General features: G+C 65.4%; 11 protein-coding genes and 1 pseudogene. 8 read left to right on the forward strand and 4 right to left on the reverse strand.

Annotated features, from left to right (window positions below; genetic code table 11):
- Window positions 1-151: 151 nt before the first annotated feature.
- The gene (gene otnC, locus AC0L3A_RS18225; RefSeq protein WP_007593729.1) at window positions 152-820 is read right to left on the reverse strand and encodes a 3-oxo-tetronate 4-phosphate decarboxylase; all 669 of its coding nucleotides are present in this window, start codon (window positions 818-820) and stop codon (window positions 152-154) included.
- A gap of 103 nt (window positions 821-923) precedes the next feature.
- On the opposite strand from otnC, the gene ltnD reads away from it, so the two are divergent.
- From ltnD to AC0L3A_RS18260, 7 genes are all read left to right on the forward strand, one after another.
- Window positions 924-1841: an L-threonate dehydrogenase gene (ltnD, locus tag AC0L3A_RS18230; protein WP_007593728.1), complete on the forward strand. Its 918-nt coding sequence runs from the start codon at window positions 924-926 to the stop codon at window positions 1839-1841.
- 14 nt (window positions 1842-1855) lie between these two features.
- A complete protein-coding gene (otnI, locus tag AC0L3A_RS18235; RefSeq protein WP_007593723.1) occupies window positions 1856-2638 on the forward strand; it encodes a 2-oxo-tetronate isomerase in 783 nt (260 codons plus the stop codon).
- Window positions 2635-3924, forward strand: a complete 1290-nt coding sequence (gene otnK, locus AC0L3A_RS18240; protein WP_007593722.1) for a 3-oxo-tetronate kinase — start codon at window positions 2635-2637, stop codon at window positions 3922-3924. The genes otnI and otnK overlap by 4 nt, the downstream gene beginning before the upstream one ends.
- Before the next feature lie 168 nt (window positions 3925-4092).
- Window positions 4093-5784 (forward strand): methyl-accepting chemotaxis protein, encoded by a 1692-nt coding sequence (locus AC0L3A_RS18245; RefSeq protein WP_473254871.1) that lies wholly within the window; start codon window positions 4093-4095, stop codon window positions 5782-5784.
- Window positions 5785-6054: 270 nt separating this feature from the next.
- Window positions 6055-7749, forward strand: a complete 1695-nt coding sequence (locus tag AC0L3A_RS18250; RefSeq protein WP_473254872.1) for a methyl-accepting chemotaxis protein — start codon at window positions 6055-6057, stop codon at window positions 7747-7749.
- A gap of 165 nt (window positions 7750-7914) precedes the next feature.
- Entirely contained in the window at window positions 7915-11094 is a 3180-nt protein-coding gene (locus AC0L3A_RS18255; RefSeq protein WP_007593719.1) for an efflux RND transporter permease subunit, read from the forward strand.
- Complete coding sequence (locus tag AC0L3A_RS18260; RefSeq protein ID WP_007593718.1) at window positions 11081-12283, forward strand: efflux RND transporter periplasmic adaptor subunit; 1203 nt, start codon at window positions 11081-11083, stop codon at window positions 12281-12283. Before AC0L3A_RS18255 ends, AC0L3A_RS18260 begins: the two co-directional genes overlap by 14 nt.
- 164 nt (window positions 12284-12447) lie before the next feature.
- Here AC0L3A_RS18260 and AC0L3A_RS18265 read toward each other — a convergent pair.
- Both AC0L3A_RS18265 and AC0L3A_RS18270 read right to left on the reverse strand, forming a co-directional pair.
- Window positions 12448-13962 (reverse strand): annotated as a pseudogene (locus AC0L3A_RS18265) (acetyl-CoA acetyltransferase); the annotation flags it as partial.
- Window positions 13963-14079: 117 nt separating this feature from the next.
- On the reverse strand, window positions 14080-15213 hold the full coding sequence (locus AC0L3A_RS18270) for a nitronate monooxygenase (protein WP_007593715.1): 1134 nt from the start codon (window positions 15211-15213) through the stop codon (window positions 14080-14082).
- A gap of 304 nt (window positions 15214-15517) precedes the next feature.
- Here AC0L3A_RS18270 and yghU point away from each other — a divergent pair, with 304 nt between their 5' ends.
- The gene (yghU, locus tag AC0L3A_RS18275; protein WP_007593714.1) at window positions 15518-16399 is read left to right on the forward strand and encodes a glutathione-dependent disulfide-bond oxidoreductase; all 882 of its coding nucleotides are present in this window, start codon (window positions 15518-15520) and stop codon (window positions 16397-16399) included.
- Between the two features lie 137 nt (window positions 16400-16536).
- On the opposite strand, the gene AC0L3A_RS18280 is transcribed toward yghU, so the two are convergent.
- On the reverse strand, window positions 16537-17814 hold the full coding sequence (locus tag AC0L3A_RS18280; RefSeq protein WP_007593713.1) for an acyl-CoA dehydrogenase family protein: 1278 nt from the start codon (window positions 17812-17814) through the stop codon (window positions 16537-16539).
- Between the last annotated feature and the right edge of the window lie 314 nt (window positions 17815-18128).

The raw sequence follows: 18128 nt of genomic DNA on the forward strand, positions 1-18128 counted from the left end.
GCACCGGCTGGGGGCGCACCGATTGTGAGCGCGTGCCGAGACGTGAGCCCCAATCTCGTCATTGCGAGCGCAGCTAAGCAATCCAGAATCCCTCCGCGGAAAGACTCTGGATTGCTTCGCTGCGCTCGCAATGACGAGGTTAGAGCCGAGCCTAATGCCCGTGCTCCGGCAGCATCAGCCCAAACACCTTCCCCAGATCGTTCACCTGCTCCGGCGACAAATACCGCGGGTTCATCCCGCGCAGCATCAGATACAGCTTCGCCGTCTCCTCCAGCTCCTCCGTCGCGAACACGGCTGCCTCCAGCGTGTCGCCCGCGACGACCGGGCCGTGATTGGCGAGCAGCACGGATGAGTATTTCCCCGCCAGCCCTCTGATCGCATCGGCGACCGCGGGATCGCCGGGGCGGTAATAGGGCACGAGCGCGGTGGCGCCGCATTTCATCAGATAATAGGCCGTCATCGGCGGCAGCGCGGCGCGCGGGTCGATCTCCGGGAGCATCGACAGCGCGACCGAATGGGTGGAATGCAGGTGCACGATCGCCCTTGCGCTCCCGCGCGTGGCGTAGAGCGCATTGTGCAGCGGAACTTCCTTGGTCGGCGCATCGCCCGAAACCAGTCGGCCCTGATCGTCCAGCCGCGACAATTTTGCGGGATCGAGGAAGCCGAGCGAGGCATTGGTCGGCGTCACCAGCCAGCCGCCGCCATCCAGCCTGACGCTGATATTGCCGGAGGAGCCGGGCGTCAGCCCACGTTCGAACAGGGACCGTCCGAAGCGGCAAATGTCTTCGCGCAGCAATGTCTCGTTGCTCATGGCCGTCATGTCCGTTTGTCTCACGCTTTGGCAGCGCGGCCAAGCCGTGTTATTCCGTTGCCAAGCTGCCGCAAAGGGCGGCCCTCCGGGAAACGTCGCAAGGATCAGTTGTATGTCCGCCTCCACGTCACAGAATCAGCGCATCGCCGTCATCGGGCTCGGCTCGATGGGGTTTGGCATGGCGACCTCGCTGAAGCGCGCCGGTCATGTCGTCACCGGCTGCGACGTCTCGGCCGATGCGGTCGCGCGTTTCGTGACGGAGGGCGGCGCCGGCGCCAAGACGCCGGCTGAAGCTGCCAAGGGCGCCGACATCGTCGTCAGCGTCGTCGTCAATGCGGCGCAGACCGAGACGATCCTGTTCGGCAAGGATGGCGTCGCCGAAACCATGGCCAAGGACAGCGTCTTCCTGTCGTCGGCGACCATGGATCCCGACGTGGCGCGGCGTCTCGCCAAGCAGTTGGAGGCGACCGGCCGGCACTATCTGGATGCGCCGATCTCCGGCGGGGCGCAGCGCGCAGCGCAGGGCGAGCTGACAATTCTCGCTTCCGGCAGTCCGGCTGCGTTTGAGAAGGCGCGGCCCGCGCTCGATGCCATGGCCGCAAAGCTCTACGAGCTCGGGGATGCCGCAGGCCAGGGCGCCGCCTTCAAGATGATCAACCAGTTGCTCGCCGGCGTTCATATCGCCGCCGCCAGCGAGGCGATCGCGTTCGCGGCCAAGCAGGGTCTCGATATCCGCAAGGTCTATGAGGTGATCACGGCGTCCGCCGGAAACTCCTGGATGTTCGAGAACCGCATGCCGCACGTGCTCGACGGCGATTACACGCCGCGCAGTGCGGTCGAGATCTTCGTCAAGGACCTCGGCATTATCCAGGACATGGCGCGCAGTGCCAGATTCCCGGTCCCGGTCTCCGCCGCAGCGCTCCAGATGTTCTTGATGACATCAGCCGCCGGCATGGGCCGCGACGATGATGCGTCGGTAGCGCGGATGTATGCGCAGGTCACCGGCGTCAAGCTGCCCGGCGACAAATAGACAAGAGGATTCCCATGCCCCGTTTTGCCGCCAATCTCTCGATGATGTTCACCGAGGTGCCGTTCCTCGACCGCTTCGATGCCGCTGCGGCAGCCGGCTTCACCGCCGTCGAGTTTCTCTTTCCCTATGAGCATCCGGCCGAAGCCGTCGGCGAGCGGCTCAAGCGCAACGGCTTGACCCAGGCGCTGTTCAACCTGCCGCCGGGCGACTGGAATGCCGGCGAGAAGGGCTTTGCGGCGCTCCCGTCGCGATTCCCCGAGCTCAAGGCGAGCTTGGAGACCGCGCTGCCCTACGCCAAGGCGACCGGCGTCAAGCGGCTGCATTTGATGGCAGGCATCGCCAACCGTGGCGAGCGCGTCGCGATCGAGGCGTTCTACAAATCGGTGGCGTGGGCCGCCGAGTTCTTTGCGCCGCACAGCATCGACATCGTGCTCGAGCCGATCAATGCGCGCAACGTGCCCGGCTATTTCCTCAACGATTTCGGCTTCGCGCGCGACCTGATCCAGGAGCTGCGGCTTCCGAACCTAAAACTGCAGTTCGACATTTATCACTGCCAGATCATCCATGGCGACGTCACGATGCGGCTGCGCGAGATGATGCCGGTGATCGGCCACATCCAGATCGCCAGCATCCCCTCGCGCAACGAGCCTGATGGCGAGGAGCTGAACTATCCGTTCCTGTTCGACGAACTCGACCGGCTCGGCTATGCCGGCTTCGTCGGCTGCGAATATAATCCCCGCGGCAAGACCACCGACGGCCTTGCCTGGTTCAGGCCTTATGCGGGAGTGAAGCCGTGACACTTGCAGCGAAAATATCTCTTGGCTGCATCGCCGACGACTACACCGGCGCCTCCGACCTCGCCAACACGCTGACACGCGCCGGCCTGCGCACCGTGCAGACCATCGGCGTGCCCGCGGACGATCTCGCGCTGCCCGAGGTCGACGCCGTCGTGGTGTCCTTGAAGAGCCGTTCGATCGAGGCCGGCCTTGCCGTGTCGCGCTCGCGCGCGGCTGACAAATGGCTGCGCGGCCGTGGCGCCGGCCACGTGCTGTTCAAGATCTGCTCGACCTTCGATTCCACCGATGCCGGCAATATCGGCCCGGTGATGGATGCGCTGCGCGCCGATTGCGGCGAGGCGACCGTGCTGGTGACGCCGGCCTTCCCGGAGACTGGCCGCACCGTCTACCAGGGCAATCTGTTTGTCGGCGCCGTGCCGTTGAACGAGAGCCCGCTGAAGGACCATCCGCTCAACCCGATGCACGATTCCAACCTGGTGCGCATCCTGGCGCGCCAGAGCAAAACGCAAATCGGCCTCGTCGACCTCGCCACCGTCACGCGCGGCGCGGATGCCGTGCGGACGCGGCTCGCCGAACTTGCGGGCAAGGGCATTGGCGCGGCGATCATCGACGCCGTGTTCGACCGCGACCTTGAGACCATCGGCCTCGTCGCTGTCCAGCATCGGCTGTCGGTCGGCGCCTCCGGCATGGGCCTTGGGCTGGCGCGGGCGCTGGTGTCGACAGGCAAGGTCACATCGACAGCGGCGAGCAGCGAGGCGAGGGCTGCCGTCGGCGGACCGGCGGCGTGCCTTGCCGGAAGCTGCTCGCAGGCGACGCTTCAGCAGATTGCCAATGCCGAGCGTGTCATGCCGGTGCTGCATCTCGATCCGGGCCGTATTACTACGGGCGAGGACGAGGCGCAGCGCGCGCTGGCCTGGGCGAAACCGCGACTGGCCGACGGTCCGGTCCTGATCGCATCGAGCTCGACGCCGGATCAGGTCGCCGCGCTCCAGGCGCGCCATGGTCGCGACGCGGCCGGTCACGCCATCGAGCAGGCGATGGCCGATATCGCCGAGGGTCTGGTGCTGGGCGGGGTGAAGCGCCTGGTCGTCGCCGGCGGGGAGACATCCGGCGCCGTGGTCGACCGGTTGAAGATTCCCGGATTTCTCGTGGGAGTAGAGATCGCGGCGGGCGTCCCGGTGCTGCGCGCGGTCGGTGCTGAAAAAGGCGACATGTTGCTTGCCTTGAAGTCCGGCAATTTCGGCGGCCCGGAGTTTTTCTCCGACGCGCTTGGGCTCATGCGCTGAGCGCAGGGCATTCTTAGCTGCCTGTTCATTTGTTTCAGGCTCGGTACTCGTGCGGAGTCGTTATTAACATCTGCTCAGGTGCTCTGGTGTTTGATTTCGGTACTGCTCCTTTTGGTTGATTCGTAAAATTCCGGACGCGCCGCCGCGCCAGCACAAAGAGACCCGATTATGCTCGCCACCATTTCCATTCGCGCCAAGATCATCAGTGTCGTGGCGTTCCTGCTGGTCGCGATGGCCGGCATGGGCCTGCTCGCCGTCATGAAGATGCGGTCGATGAACGCCAATACCACCGAGATCACCACGAGCTGGATGCCCAGCGTGCGGGTGCTGGGCGAGCTCCGGGCATCAGTCATCACCTACCGCAACGTGGTTCGTCAGCACATGCTGTCGGAAACCCTTGAAGACAAGCTCGCCAACGAGAAGACGGGCGCCACGGTGATCGAGGCGCTCGCCAAGGCCCGCAAGGCCTACGAGCCGATGATCACCTCGCCCGAAGAACGGAAGCTCTACAACGATTGGGCCAAGCTCTGGGACGACTATAAGAAGGGCACCGAAGACGTCATGGCGCTCTCGCGCAAGGAGGCCGGCAAGGTCCCGCATGAGGCCCAGGAGCTGAACACCAAGACGGTCAACAAGATCGGTCTCGAGGCGGACGCGATCCTGACCAAGGACATCGAGCTCAATACCAAGGGCGGAGACCAGGCCGCGCAGGACGCTGAGGATAGCTACAATTATGCCTTCATGCTGGTCTCGATCATCCTCGGCGCGGCCGTCGTCGTCGGGGTCGGCGTCGGCTTCTACCTGGTCCGGGACGTCTCCAGCGGCATCAACTCGATCATCGAGCCGATGCAGGCGCTGGGCAAGGGCGAGCTTTCCGCCGAAGTTCCTCATCGCGGTGAGAAGACCGAGATCGGCGCCATGGCCGATGTGCTCCAGATCTTCAAGGAAGCGCTGATCGCCAAGAAGGCCGCCGACGAGGCTGCCGCCGCCGATGCCGAAGCCAAGATCGAGCGCGGCCGCCGCGTCGACAACATCACCCGCGAATTCGAGACGATGATCGGCGAGATTGTCCAGACCGTGTCGTCGGCCTCGACTCAGTTAGAGGCCTCCGCCTCGACGCTGACCTCGACCGCCGACCGCTCCCAGCGGCTGGCGACCACCGTTGCCGGAGCGTCGGAGGAAGCCTCGACCAACGTGCAGTCGGTCGCTTCGGCGACCGAGGAGATGGCCTCGTCGGTGAGCGAGATCAGCCGCCAGGTCCAGGAATCGGCGCGAATGGCGGGCGACGCCGTCGGCCAGGCGCGCTCCACCACCGAGCGCGTCAGCGAGCTCTCCAAGGCGGCCTCGCGCATCGGCGACGTCGTCGAGCTCATCAACACCATCGCCGGCCAGACCAATTTGTTGGCGCTCAACGCGACCATCGAAGCCGCACGCGCCGGCGAAGCCGGCCGCGGCTTTGCGGTCGTGGCCTCCGAGGTGAAGGCGCTCGCCGAGCAGACCGCGAAGGCGACCGGTGAAATCGGCCAGCAGATCTCCGGCATCCAGGCGGCGACCAACGACTCGGTCGGCGCCATCAAGGAGATCTCGTCGACCATCGAGCGTCTGTCGGAGATTTCCTCGGCGATCGCGGCGGCCGTGGAAGAGCAGGGCGCCGCGACCCAGGAGATCGCCCGCAACGTCCAGCAGGCGGCGCAGGGCACCCAGCAGGTCTCATCCAACATCACCGACGTGCAGCGCGGCGCAACCGAGACCGGCACGGCCTCCTCGCAGGTTCTGTCGGCGGCACAGATGCTGTCCAACGACTCGGGCCGGCTCAAGACCGAGGTCAGCAAGTTCCTGACCAACGTTCGCGCGGCGTAGCTACGTCCGCGCGGCGTAACGACGGACGCGCGAGGTGTAAACTCCCGCGTCAACATCCATTGACGAACGAGCGGCGCCTCAAGCGCCGCTCTTTTTTTGAGCGCCGGTAGCCTGATGTCGGTAGCAGGTACCATCATGGGGTTCCGCGGAAGATGGACGGGTGCCTTCTTCATCGATAGTTAAATTCGGCTTACGAGAATGGTCACAAGGACCGCCGGTAGCAGCCCTGATTGGAATCGCCGCTTATTTCATCCAACTTTTGGGGCTCGCATGCGCAAGAATTTACCCGTCACCGATGTCGAATATTCCGTCAGCGATGAGACGCTGATCGTCTCCCGGACTGACCTCAAGGGCAAGCTCACCTACTTCAACGACGACTTCCTTGCTGCAGCCGGCTTCACGTCCGCGGAGCTGATGGGCCAGCCGCACAACATCGTCCGTCACCCCGACATGCCGCCGGAGGCATTCGACAATCTCTGGGACACGCTGAAGGCCGGCAAGCCGTGGCTCGGCGCGGTGAAGAACCGCCGCAAGAACGGCGATTTCTACTGGGTGCTGGCGACGGCATCGCCCATTCGCGAGAACGGGCAGGTCACGGGCTTTACGTCGATCCGCACCAGATTGCCGGCCGACCAGCGCAAGCTGGCCGAAGAGGTCTACGCCGCGATCCGCGAGAAGAAGCCGCATGGTTATCGCGTCGATGCCGGCATCATCCGCCGCCGCTCGCTGCTCGACCATTTTGCGATCTTCACCAGAACGCTGAAGGCGCGCCTGGTCACCACGATGGCGCTGCAGCTGCTGTTCGTGCTTGGGCTTGGCATCGGCGGCGCGCTCTCGACCGGCGGCACGACCAGCCTGAGCCTGGCGCTGCTGGCCGCCGCCGGCGCTGCCGTCCTCGGCTTCGCCGGCCTTACGACCATGCGCGCCGTCCAGGGGCCAATGCAGCAGCTCAACGACACCTTGGTCAACCTCGTCCAGGACAAGCTGGACAATCGCATCGTGATCCAGCGCGACGACGAGATTGGCGAGGCGCTACGCAACCTGCAGACGGTGCAGACCATCATCCGTTTCAGCCGCGGCGAGGTCCAGGCCGTGCAGCTGCGCTCAGAGGCGCAGCGCAAGGCCGAGATGGCAAAGCTCGCGGACGCCTTCGAGGCCGCTATCGGCGAGATCGTGGAAACGGTCTCGTCAGCCGCGACCGAGTTGGAAGCGTCTGCTTCGACGCTGTCCACCACGGCGGGTCGCGCGATGGAGCTCGCTACCGTGGTCGCGGCAGGCTCCGAAGAAGCCTCAGCCAACGTGGATTCTGTCGCCTCTGCCGCGGAGGAGATGGCGGCTTCGGTTCGCGAGATCAGCCGCCAGGTTCAGGACTCGGCGCGGATCGCAGGCGAGGCCGTCAGCCAGGCGCAGATCACCACCGAACGCGTCAGCGAGCTGTCGCGCGCCGCGTCACGCATCGGCGATGTGGTAGAACTCATCAACGCGATCGCCGGTCAGACCAATCTTCTGGCGCTCAATGCCACAATCGAGGCCGCGCGCGCCGGCGAAGCCGGTCGCGGCTTCGCGGTCGTTGCCTCCGAGGTCAAGGCACTCGCCGAGCAGACGGCAAAGGCAACCGGCGAGATTGGCCAGCAGGTTGGCGGCATTCAGACGGCAACGCAGGACTCGGTCGGCGCGATTGGCCAGATCAGCGGCACGATCGCGCAATTGTCCGAGATTTCCTCGGCGATCGCGGCCGCCGTGGAAGAGCAGGGCGCAGCCACCCGGGAGATCGCTCGCAACGTGCAGCACGCGGCGGAGGGCACGCAGCAGGTGTCCTCGAACGTCGCCGAGGTCGAGCGCGGCGCCACCGAAACCGGGTCGGCCTCCTCACAGGTACTGTCGGCGGCACAGATGCTCTCGCGCGATTCCAACCGGCTGAAGCTCGAAGTGGGCAAGTTCCTCGGGTCGGTCCGCGCCGCATGAGGCGGCCGCATGGCCGCAGTGCGTGTTCTGCAGTGCGGTAGCAGGGAATTGAATGCAGGAAACCCGCCGGAGATTAGCGTTTCCGGCGGTGCTCGGGTAAAGGGTAAAGAGGATCCCCGTGGGGGCGGATTCCGTATCCTCGCTTGACCTGGAATTTCCCGGCGAATGATTGCTCTGGTCCGTATTGCCCTGAGCCGGCCCTACACGTTTGTCGTGCTCGCGCTCCTGCTCCTGATCATCGGACCGCTGGCGGCGCTGCGGACGCCGACCGACATCTTCCCGGACATCCGCATTCCCGTGATCGGCGTGGTCTGGCAGTACACCGGCCTGCCGCCCGACCAGATGTCGGGCCGCATCACCACGCCGTTTCAGCGCGCGCTGACCACGACGGTCAACGACATCGAGCACATCACCGCCAATTCCTATAACGGCTTTGGCATCATCAAGATCTTCTTCCAGCCGAACGTCGACATCCGCACCGCCAATGCGCAGGTCACCGCGATCTCGCAGACGCTGATCAAGCAGATGCCGCCGGGCGCGACGCCGCCTCTGATCCTGAATTACTCCGCCTCCACCGTGCCGATCGTCCAGGTGGCGCTGTCGGGTGACGGGCTGACCGAGCAGAACCTCGCCGATATCGGCATCAACCAGCTCCGCACGCCGCTGGTCACCGTGCCGGGTGCTGCGATCCCGTATCCCTTCGGCGGCAAGCAGCGCCAGATCCAGATCGACCTCGACCCCACCGCGCTCCAGGCCCGCGGCCTGTCCGGCCAGGACGTCGCCAATGCGCTGGCTGCGCAGAACCTGATCACGCCTGTCGGCACCCAGAAGATCGGCACCTTCGAGTACAACATCCAGCTCAACAATTCGCCCCTGAAGATCGACGAGCTCGGCAATCTGCCCATCAAGACCGTCAACGGCGCGATGGTCTATGTGCGCGACGTCGCGACTGTGCGGGACGGCAACCCGCCGCAGACCAACATCGTCCATGTCGACGGCAACCGCTCGGTGCTGATGATGGTGCTGAAGGCGGGCGCGACCTCGACGCTCGACATCATCGCCGGCATCAAGCAGAAGGTGATCGACGTCAAGGACCAGCTGCCGGACGCGCTCAAGATCGGCTTCATCGGCGATCAGTCGGTGTTCGTCCGCGGCGCCATCGAAGGCGTCGCGTTTGAAGGCGTGATCGCGGCGCTGCTCACCAGCGTCATGATCCTGCTGTTCCTCGGCAGCTGGCGCTCGACCGTCATCATCGCGGTCTCGATCCCGCTCTCCGTGCTCGGCGCCATCATCATGCTGTCGGCGATCGGCGAGACGCTGAACATCATGACGCTCGGCGGCCTGGCGCTCGCGGTCGGCATTCTCGTCGACGATGCCACCGTCACGATCGAGAACATCAACTACCATCTGGAGCAGGGCAAGCCGGTCGAGCAGTCGATCCTCGACGGCGCCAACCAGATCGTGACGCCGGCCTTCGTCTCGCTGCTCTGCATCTGCATCGTGTTCGTGCCGATGTTCTTCCTCACCGGCGTGGCGCGCTTCCTGTTCGTGCCGATGGCGGAAGCGGTGATGTTCGCGATGATCTGGTCATTCCTGCTGTCGCGTACCTTGGTGCCGACCATGGCCAACTATCTGTTGCAGGCACATGTCCATCACGAGGACGGCCCGCCGAAGTCGCGCAATCCCCTGGTCTGGTTCCAGCGCGGCTTCGAGGCTCGCTTCGAGCGCATTCGCGGCGGCTACCATAATTTCCTCGGGCTCGCGCTGGCGCACCGTCCGGTGTTCGTGATCGGCTTCCTTTGCGTGGTCGCCGCCTCCTTCGCGCTGGTGCCCTTCCTCGGGCGCAACTTCTTCCCCGCGGTCGATGCCGGCAACATCCTGATGCACGTCCGCACCCAGGTCGGCACCCGCGTGGAGGAGACCGCGAACCAGCTCGCCGACGTGCAGAAGGCGATCCGCAAGCTGATCCCGGGCGAGATCGAAACGCTGACCGACAACATCGGCATGCCGATCTCCGGCATCAACATGACCTACAACAACACCGGCGTGATCGGCCCGCAGGATGGCGACATCCAGATCAAGCTGAAGGAAGGCCACAAGCCGACCGAGGAGCATGTGCGCGTGCTGCGTGAGCAACTGCCGCGGCTGTTCCCCGGCGTCAGCTTCGCCTTCCTGCCGGCCGACATCGTCAGCCAGATCCTGAACTTCGGCGCGCCGGCGCCGATCGACCTGCAGATCCGCGGCGCCAATCTCAGCGCCAACTTCGCGTATGCCAACAATCTGCTGGCCAAGGTCCGCAGGATTCCCGGCGTCGCGGATGCGCGCATCCAGCAATCGCCGAACAATCCGACCTTCAACATCGACGTCGACCGCACCCGCGCGCAATATGTCGGCCTGACCGAGCGCGACGTCACCAACAGTCTCGTGGTCAACCTTGCCGGCTCCTCGCAGGTGGCGCCCACCTACTACCTCAACCCGGATAACGGCGTGTCCTATTCGATCGTGATGCAGACGCCGCAATACCAGATGGATTCGCTCAGCGCGCTGCAGACGCTGCCGATCACGGCTGCCGGAAATTCGCAGTCGCCGATCCTCGGCGGCATCGCCGACATCAAGCGCTCGACCTCGAGCGCGGTGGTCTCGCAATACGACATCCAGTCGATGGTGCAGATCTTCGCCACCACCTCGGGCCGCGATCTCGGTGCGGTCGCGACCGACATCCGCCAGGTGATCGCCGACACCGCCAGGGAGGTGCCGAAAGGCTCTTCCGTCGTGCTGCTCGGCCAGGTGCAGACCATGAACAGCGCCTTCACCGGCTTGTTGTTCGGCCTGCTCGGCGCGGTCGTCCTGATCTATTTCCTGATCGTCGTGAACTTCCAGTCCTGGTCCGATCCCTTCGTGATCATCACGGCGCTGCCGGCCGCGCTCGCCGGCATCGTCTGGATGCTGTTCGCCACTGAGACGACGCTGTCGGTGCCGGCGCTGACCGGCGCCATCATGTGCATGGGCGTTGCCACCGCCAACAGCGTGCTCGTGATCTCGTTCGCGCGCGAGCGCTACGAAGAGCTCGGCGATCCCATCGCCGCGGCGCTGGAAGCCGGCTTCGTCCGGTTCCGCCCGGTGCTGATGACCGCGCTCGCCATGATCATCGGCATGGCGCCCATGGCCCTGGGGCTCGGCGAGGGTGGCGAGCAGAATGCGCCGCTCGGCCGCGCCGTGATCGGCGGCCTGATCTTTGCAACCTTCGCCACGCTGATGTTCGTTCCCGTGGTGTTCAGTATGGTACACAAGAAGCAAGGCGGCAAAGCCGCCGCCCCTTTGGAGACTCCGCATGTCGCCCACTGAATCCCGCTCCCCGGTGTCGCACCGGAAACTGGGCATTTTCGGCGTGGTGGCGCTGATCGCGGCAGGCCTGGTCGTGGGCACCGGCATCCGCGCGCGCGAGGAGCAGGGCTCCAAACTGAAGGCATGGACCGATGATCAGGCTGTTCCGAGCGTCGCGGTGACGCTGCCTAATGCCAAGGCTCTCAATACGACCATCGACTTGCCGGGCCGTCTCGAAGCCTATTATCGCGCGCCGATCTTTGCCCGCGTTCCCGGCTATCTCAAGAGCTGGAGCGCCGACATCGGTGCGCGGGTGAAGGCCGGTCAGGTGATCGCCGAGATCGAGGCGCCCGACCTCGACCAGCAACTGCTTCAGGCCCGCGCCGACCTCGCCAGCCAGCAGTCCAGTGCCAGGCTGTCGGAAGCCACCCTCAACCGCCGCAAGACGCTGGTCGCCTCCAACTTCGTCTCCGCGCAGGAGATCGACGAGCGTACCGCCGATCTCTCCAACAAGAACGCGGCGGTTCGCTCGGGCCAGGCCAATGTCGAGCGCCTCGAAGCGCTGGCCGGTTACAAGAAGATCACCGCTCCGTTTGACGGTGTGGTCACGGCGCGCGACACCGACGTCGGTGCGCTGATCAATTCAGGCGGCGGCTCGGGCCCGGCGATGTTCGTGGTCTCCGACATCACCAAGCTGCGCGTCTACATCAACGTGCCCCAGAACTACGTGCCCGCGATCAAGATCGGCGCCAAGGCCGCCATTGTGCTGCCGGAGTATCCGAACCGGACCTTCCAGGCGACGGTGGAAGCCTCCTCGCAGGCGGTTGACGTCGCCTCCGGCACGACGCGCATGCAACTTGGTCTCGACAATTCCTCGGGCGAGCTGATGCCCGGCGGCTACGCCAGCGTGAAGCTCAACCTGCAGCGCGACTCCGCGCCGCTCAGCATTCCCGCCAGTGCGCTGATCTTCAACGGCAGCGGCCTGCGCGTCGCAACCGTCGGTCCGGACGACAAGGTCCTGTTCAAGGCCGTGACCATCGCCCGCGACCTCGGCCGCGAGATCGAGCTCGCCTCGGGCATTGCAGCCGATGACCGCGTCATCACGGCACCACCGGACGGCCTGTCCGACGGCGACCAGGTCCGTGTGACCGGCGCCGGTGCCAAGGGCAAGCCGGCGACGGCGTCCGAGAAGCAGGCGCCGAAGGGGTAGGGTGAGTTTGTAGGGTGGGGTTTGGGAGCGGTAAACCCCACGGAGGGTTGCCCCGTGTCAAAAACCGGGGGGTTTACGGGGGGGAACCCCCCCGAACCCCCCCCCCCCTCCTTCCCCCCCCCCAAACCCGGGGGGGGGGCCGCGCCCCCCCCCCCCCCCCCACCCGCCACCCGCCACTCCGGGACGCCATCCGCGGCCGTCGTGATCTCGCCCAGCGAACCCACCGGCGTGCGGTCCATGTTCAGCACTTGCGCCAACGTCGCCGTGTCGCCCGCGGGAATCCGCGCCAGCGTGCGCCTGTCGTCTTCCGTCCGCAGCATCACCACGCCATGCTCGACATCGCCGCTGCGGCCATAGAGCACCGTAAAGCTCTCGACCTTGCCCATGCCGCTCGGCTCCGTCACGAACTCCGGCACCGCGCGCTTGTTGCGGTCCGCCGCCGCCTGCACGCTCGTCTCCTGTGCCAATGCTTCACGCGGCGGCGCCTTCGACACCACCAGCGCATGATGCTTGGTGACGAAGCCGCCCTGGCCGTAGAGCAGGCCGAGCTTGGCGCCGTTGCGCAGGCGCCGCACCATCGCGCAGGCAGCATGGGTCATGTAGGTGTTGAGCGGCGCCCCGAAGAAGGTGAGGCCGCCTGTTACGGTCGGCTGCACGTCCGCACCCAGGCCCAGCGTCCGCCGCGCCATTTTGGGCACGCACGGGAAGCAGCTATAGAGCTCGATCGCGTCGAAATTCTTGCCGTCGCCGTCGGCGAGATCCATCACGGCCTTCAAAACGGCGTTCTGCGAATGGCTCTCGTAAAACTGGTCGCGCAAAAGATAGTCGCGCGGTTCTTCCGCCGAAGCGCCGCCGAGCGGGTAGACGAGCTTGTCCTCGGCGATGCCTGCCGCACGCGCCCTGGCGAGGCTGGTGAGCAGCAGCGCGCCGCCCATGTTGACGCTCGGGTTGGCAACCATGAGCTTGTTGTAGGGCCAGGCGATCAGGCGGTTGTCCCCGGTCGGCGTCGTGATTTCGTCGGGCGCATAGCGCCGCTTCAGCCAGGCATTTGGATTTTGCGCGGCGGCTTCTGAATAGCGCGACCACAGCACGCCTGACTCCGCCATCGCTTCGCGCGGCGTCTGGCCCCAATGCGCCGAGGAGGCGGCCTCGTAGAATGGATACACCGTGACGGGCCGGAACACCCCGAGCTTCTGCGCCAGCGGCTTCTGGTACGCTGCGCCGCGTTTCGGCTCCTCGACGTCACGGGCGAACGACGTCCATGGCAGCTTCGCGCCGGCGCGCTCCGCCTTGGTCGCCGTCGACTGTGCCTCCGCGCCGCAGACAGCGGCAACACTGCATTCACCGCGCGCAATGCGCTTTGCTGCCTCGTGGATATAGCGGATCGGGCTCTCGCCGCCGACGGGGCCGTAATAGCAATGCGCGGGCGAGATGCCGAGTCGTTGCGCCAGCAACTGCTCCGGATCGCGATAGCGCCAGCTCAGGAAGTTGACGACGTCGAGTGACTGCACCTCGCCGAGCAGCTTTGCCCCGGCATCTGCTTCTGCCCGCCGCACCGCCTGTTCGAGCAGGTCGAGCGGCTCGAGGCCGTCGGTGATCTTCTTGGGACGGTCGACGATCTCGCCGACGCCGACGATGACGGGGATGCGGTCTTCGGGGGTATTTTTCTTGTCTGTCATGCTTCAGTTCACGATGTCAGTTGTTTCGTCATTGCGAACGCAGCGAAGCAATCCAGGATCTGTCCGCGGTGAGAGTCTGGATTGCTTCGCTGCGCTCGCAATGACGGTGTGCGGCGATCACTCCGCCACCAGCGCATTCATATGCTCGACGGCTTCGGCGAAATCTTCCTTGAACTCCTGCACCACCGCGCCGGCCGACTTTACGCTGTCGATCAGCCCGACGCCCTGGCCGACGAAGTAGCTCACGAGATCGCGCGCCTTCGCGTTGCCGCCCGCTGCTGCGCGGTCGATCGCGTTGAAGGCGTCGCGGCTGACGATGCTTTGCAGCGGCATCGGCAATGCGCCGGGGCTCTCGGGTGCGCGGTCCCAGGCGTCGGTCCAGACCGAGCGAAGCTGCCGTGCCGGTTTCCCGGTGCGGCCCTTCGAGCGGATCGCATCGCGCGACGATGCCGCGATCATCTTCTCGCGAAAGATCTCCGTGGTCTCGGACTCGACGGTGGCAAGCCACACCGAGCCGGTCCAGGCACCTGCGGCACCCATCGCCATGCAGGCTGCCATCTGCCGTCCCGTCATGATGCCGCCGGCCGCCAGCACCGGCACGTCGCGGATCTTCTTGATCGCCTTGATCACCTCGGGCACCAGCACCATGGTCGAGACCTCGCCGCAATGGCCGCCGGCCTCGGTGCCCTGGACCACGAGGATATCGACGCCGGCCGCGACCTGGCGCAGCGCGTGCTCCTTGGCGCCGACCAGTGCTGCGACCGGCACGCCGTGCTTCCTGCCCATCTCGATCATGGCCTTCGGCGGCACGCCCAAGGCATTGGCGATCAGGCGGATCGGGTGCTTGAACGAGACCTCCAGCAGCTCTAGCGCGGTCCTGCCATCGAACGGCTGCGGCTGGTTGTCGGCGACCTCGGTGGTCGTGAGTTCGATGTCGAATTTCTTCAGGAGATTGCGCGTGTAGTCGCGGTGCTCCTGAGGCACGCGCGCTTCAAGGCTCTTCCAGGTGACGTCCTTTTCGCCCGCCGTCGAGATGTTTTCGGGGATCAGCACGTCGACGCCGTAGGGCTTGCCGTCGACGTGATCGTCGATCCATTTGAGCTCGCGCTCCAGCGTATCCGGCGTGTGCACGGTGGCACCTAACACGCCAAAGCCTCCGGCCCGGCTGACGGCGGCGACGACATCGCGGCAATGGCTGAAGGCGAGCAGGGGGAAATCGATGCCCAGCATGTCGCAGATCGGCGATTTCATCGTTCCCTCCGGCGGGCCTTCGCGTTGCTGTTGTCGCAATCTTGAGCGAAGGCTCATCGACGCTAGACCATCGTCTTGCGCTATGCCAATCCGGATTTGGCGGCGCATCTTGCGTGCACACGCCGTGTTACGCGAAGCCGCACGCATGGCTCGACAGATGCGGCCTCTGGTGCAGGTCGTCCTCGGCAACGTCGGATGCATGACGCGGCCTCGAGGCCCGCGCCGGACGCAGGGCCGGCAGGGCTTGCCATCGGCCGTCCGTGGGCTAATTAATGCAGACGCATCTTTTCGCCGGAGCCCCCTCATGACCGACACCCCCGCCTACGTGCCGCCCAAAGTCTGGACCTGGAACAAGGAGAACGGCGGGCAGTTCGCCAGCATCAACCGTCCCATCGCCGGTCCCACTCACGACAAGGAGCTGCCGGTCGGCAAGCATCCCTTCCAGCTCTATTCGCTGGCGACGCCGAACGGGGTCAAGGTCACCGTGATGCTGGAGGAGCTTCTGGCGCTCGGCCACAAGGGCGCGGAATACGACGCTTGGCTGATCAGAATAGGCAACGGCGACCAGTTCGGCAGCGGCTTTGTCGACATCAATCCGAATTCCAAGATCCCGGCGCTGATGGACCGCTCCGGCCCGGAGCCGATCCGGGTGTTCGAGTCCGGCTCGATCCTGTTCTACCTCGCCGAAAAGTTCGGCGCCTTCCTGCCGAAGGACATCAAGAGCCGCACTGAAGCGATGTCGTGGCTGTTCTGGCAGATGGGCAGCGCGCCCTATCTCGGCGGTGGCTTCGGCCACTTCTACGCCTACGCGCCGACCAAGATCGAATACGCCATCGACCGTTTCGCGATGGAGACCAAGCGCCAGCTCGACGTGCTCGACCGCCGGCTCGCCGACAACGAATATCTCGCCGGCAGCGAATACACCATTGCCGACATGGCGGTGTGGCCCTGGTACGGCGCGCTCGCCAAGGGGCTGGTCTATGGCGCGGGCGAATTCCTCTCCGTGCAGGACTACAAGCACGTGCAGCGCTGGACCGACCAGATCGCCAAGCGTCCGGCCGTCAAGCGCGGCCGCATGGTCAACCGTGTCTCCGGCGATCCCGCCAGCCAGCTCCACGAGCGTCACGACGCCAGCGACTTCGAGACCAGGACGCAGGACAAGGTCGGCGAGGTGGCCGCGTCGTAGGCGCATCGCTGAACATCGCAGTATTGTAGGGTGGGTTAGCGCTAGCGTAACCCACCTCTTTCGCTTCCCCGGAGACGAACAGTGTTGGGTTACGCTTCGCTAACCCACCCTACGGCAGGGCCGCGCTTGGCGAGACCTCACGCCATGCTCAGCTCGTGGCGTCCCACCACCATCCAGTGCACCTCGTCCGGACCATCCGCGAAGCGCAGGTGACGGACGTCCTGGTACATTTCGGCGAGCGGGGTCCAGTGCGAGATGCCCGTGGCGCCGTGCATCTGGATCGACTGGTCGATAATCTTGCAGGCGCGCTCCGGCACCATGGCCTTGACCATGGACACCCAGACGCGAGCTTCCTTGTTGCCGAGCACGTCCATGGCCTTGGCGGCCTTCAGCACCATCAGTCGCATCGCCTCGATCTCGCAGCGCGCCTGCGCGATGATCTGCATGTTGCCGCCGAGATGGGCGATCTTCTTGCCGAAGGCTTCACGGGTGAGGCCACGCTGCACCATCAGGTCGAGTGCCTTCTCGGCCTTGCCGATGGTGCGCATGCAGTGATGGATGCGGCCGGGGCCCAGCCGAAGCTGCGAGATCTCGAAGCCGCGGCCTTCGCCGAGCAGAATGTTCTCCTTGGGCACGCGCACGTTGTTGAAGCGCATGTGCATGTGGCCGCGCGGCGCGTGGTCCTGGCCGAACACGTACATGGGGCCGAGCACCTCGACGCCGGGCGTGTCGCGCGGCACCAGGATCTGCGACTGCTGCTTGCTCGGCGCCGCATCCGGATTGGTCTTCACCATCACGATGAGGATCTTGCAGCGGGGATCGCCGACGCCGGAGATGTAATACTTCTCGCCGTTGATGACCCATTCGTCGCCGACGAGCTTGGCGGTGGTCGAGATGTTCTTGGCATCGGAGGAGGCGACGTTCGGCTCGGTCATGACATAGGCCGAGCGGATCTCGCCGTTCATCAGCGGCTTCAGCCACTTCTCCTTCTGCTCCTTCGTGCCGACGCGCTCCAGCACCTCCATGTTGCCGGTGTCAGGCGCCGAGCAGTTCATGCTCTCCGAGGCCAACGGGCTCTTGCCGAGCTCGGATGCGATATAGGCGTAGTCGAGATTCTTCAGGCCCTGGCCGGTCTCGTCGTCGGGCAGGAAGAAGTTCCAGAGGCCTTCCTGCTTGGCCTTGTTCTTGGCCTTCTCCAGCACCTCGAGCTGCTTCGGCGTGAAGCTCCAGCGGTCTTGTTTCCCTTCGCCGGCCTTGGCGAATTCGATCGACATCGGTTCGACGGTGTCGCGGATGAACTTCCTGACGTGATCATAGAGCGGCCGGACCTGGTCCGACATCCTGAGGTCGTTGAGCTCGTCCCCGGGATTGAGGGTGTAGTTGGTGGTGCGGGGAATATAGGTGTGTTTTGTCATTGTTCCTCCCGGGGTCGCTGAGATCGCATTGAGCCGGAGAATAGTCGCAGCGTCGGCAAAGTGCGAGCGCGCATTTTCTAGAGCGAGCCATGCCATGCGATGGAATATCGCAGGGCGTTTGAAATGTTGTTTGAATGGGACGGTTGCCGCGAGCGCTGCTGTCATGGGCCGGGCGGGGGGGGGGGGGGGGGGGACGACCCCGGGGGGGGGGGGGGGGGGGGGAGGACGCGGGGCGCGGGGGGGGGGGGGGGGGGGGCGCGCCCCCCCCCGCGGCGCGGCCGGCGGGGCGCCCCAGCCACCCCCCCACCCGCCCC

The organism is Bradyrhizobium sp. MI1.3 (assembly GCF_055811695.1).

Excerpts from the sequence above, each read along its gene's own strand:
- otnC (WP_007593729.1), bottom strand. The coding sequence starts at position 820 with ATGACGGCCATGAGCAACGAGACATTGCTGCGCGAAGACATTTGCCGC.
- ltnD (WP_007593728.1), top strand. The coding sequence starts at position 924 with ATGTCCGCCTCCACGTCACAGAATCAGCGCATCGCCGTCATCGGGCTC.
- otnI (WP_007593723.1), top strand. The coding sequence starts at position 1,856 with ATGCCCCGTTTTGCCGCCAATCTCTCGATGATGTTCACCGAGGTGCCG.
- AC0L3A_RS18245 (WP_473254871.1), top strand. The coding sequence starts at position 4,093 with ATGCTCGCCACCATTTCCATTCGCGCCAAGATCATCAGTGTCGTGGCG.
- AC0L3A_RS18250 (WP_473254872.1), top strand. The coding sequence starts at position 6,055 with ATGCGCAAGAATTTACCCGTCACCGATGTCGAATATTCCGTCAGCGAT.
- AC0L3A_RS18255 (WP_007593719.1), top strand. The coding sequence starts at position 7,915 with ATGATTGCTCTGGTCCGTATTGCCCTGAGCCGGCCCTACACGTTTGTC.
- AC0L3A_RS18260 (WP_007593718.1), top strand. The coding sequence starts at position 11,081 with ATGTCGCCCACTGAATCCCGCTCCCCGGTGTCGCACCGGAAACTGGGC.
- AC0L3A_RS18270 (WP_007593715.1), bottom strand. The coding sequence starts at position 15,213 with ATGAAATCGCCGATCTGCGACATGCTGGGCATCGATTTCCCCCTGCTC.
- yghU (WP_007593714.1), top strand. The coding sequence starts at position 15,518 with ATGACCGACACCCCCGCCTACGTGCCGCCCAAAGTCTGGACCTGGAAC.
- AC0L3A_RS18280 (WP_007593713.1), bottom strand. The coding sequence starts at position 17,814 with ATGACAAAACACACCTATATTCCCCGCACCACCAACTACACCCTCAAT.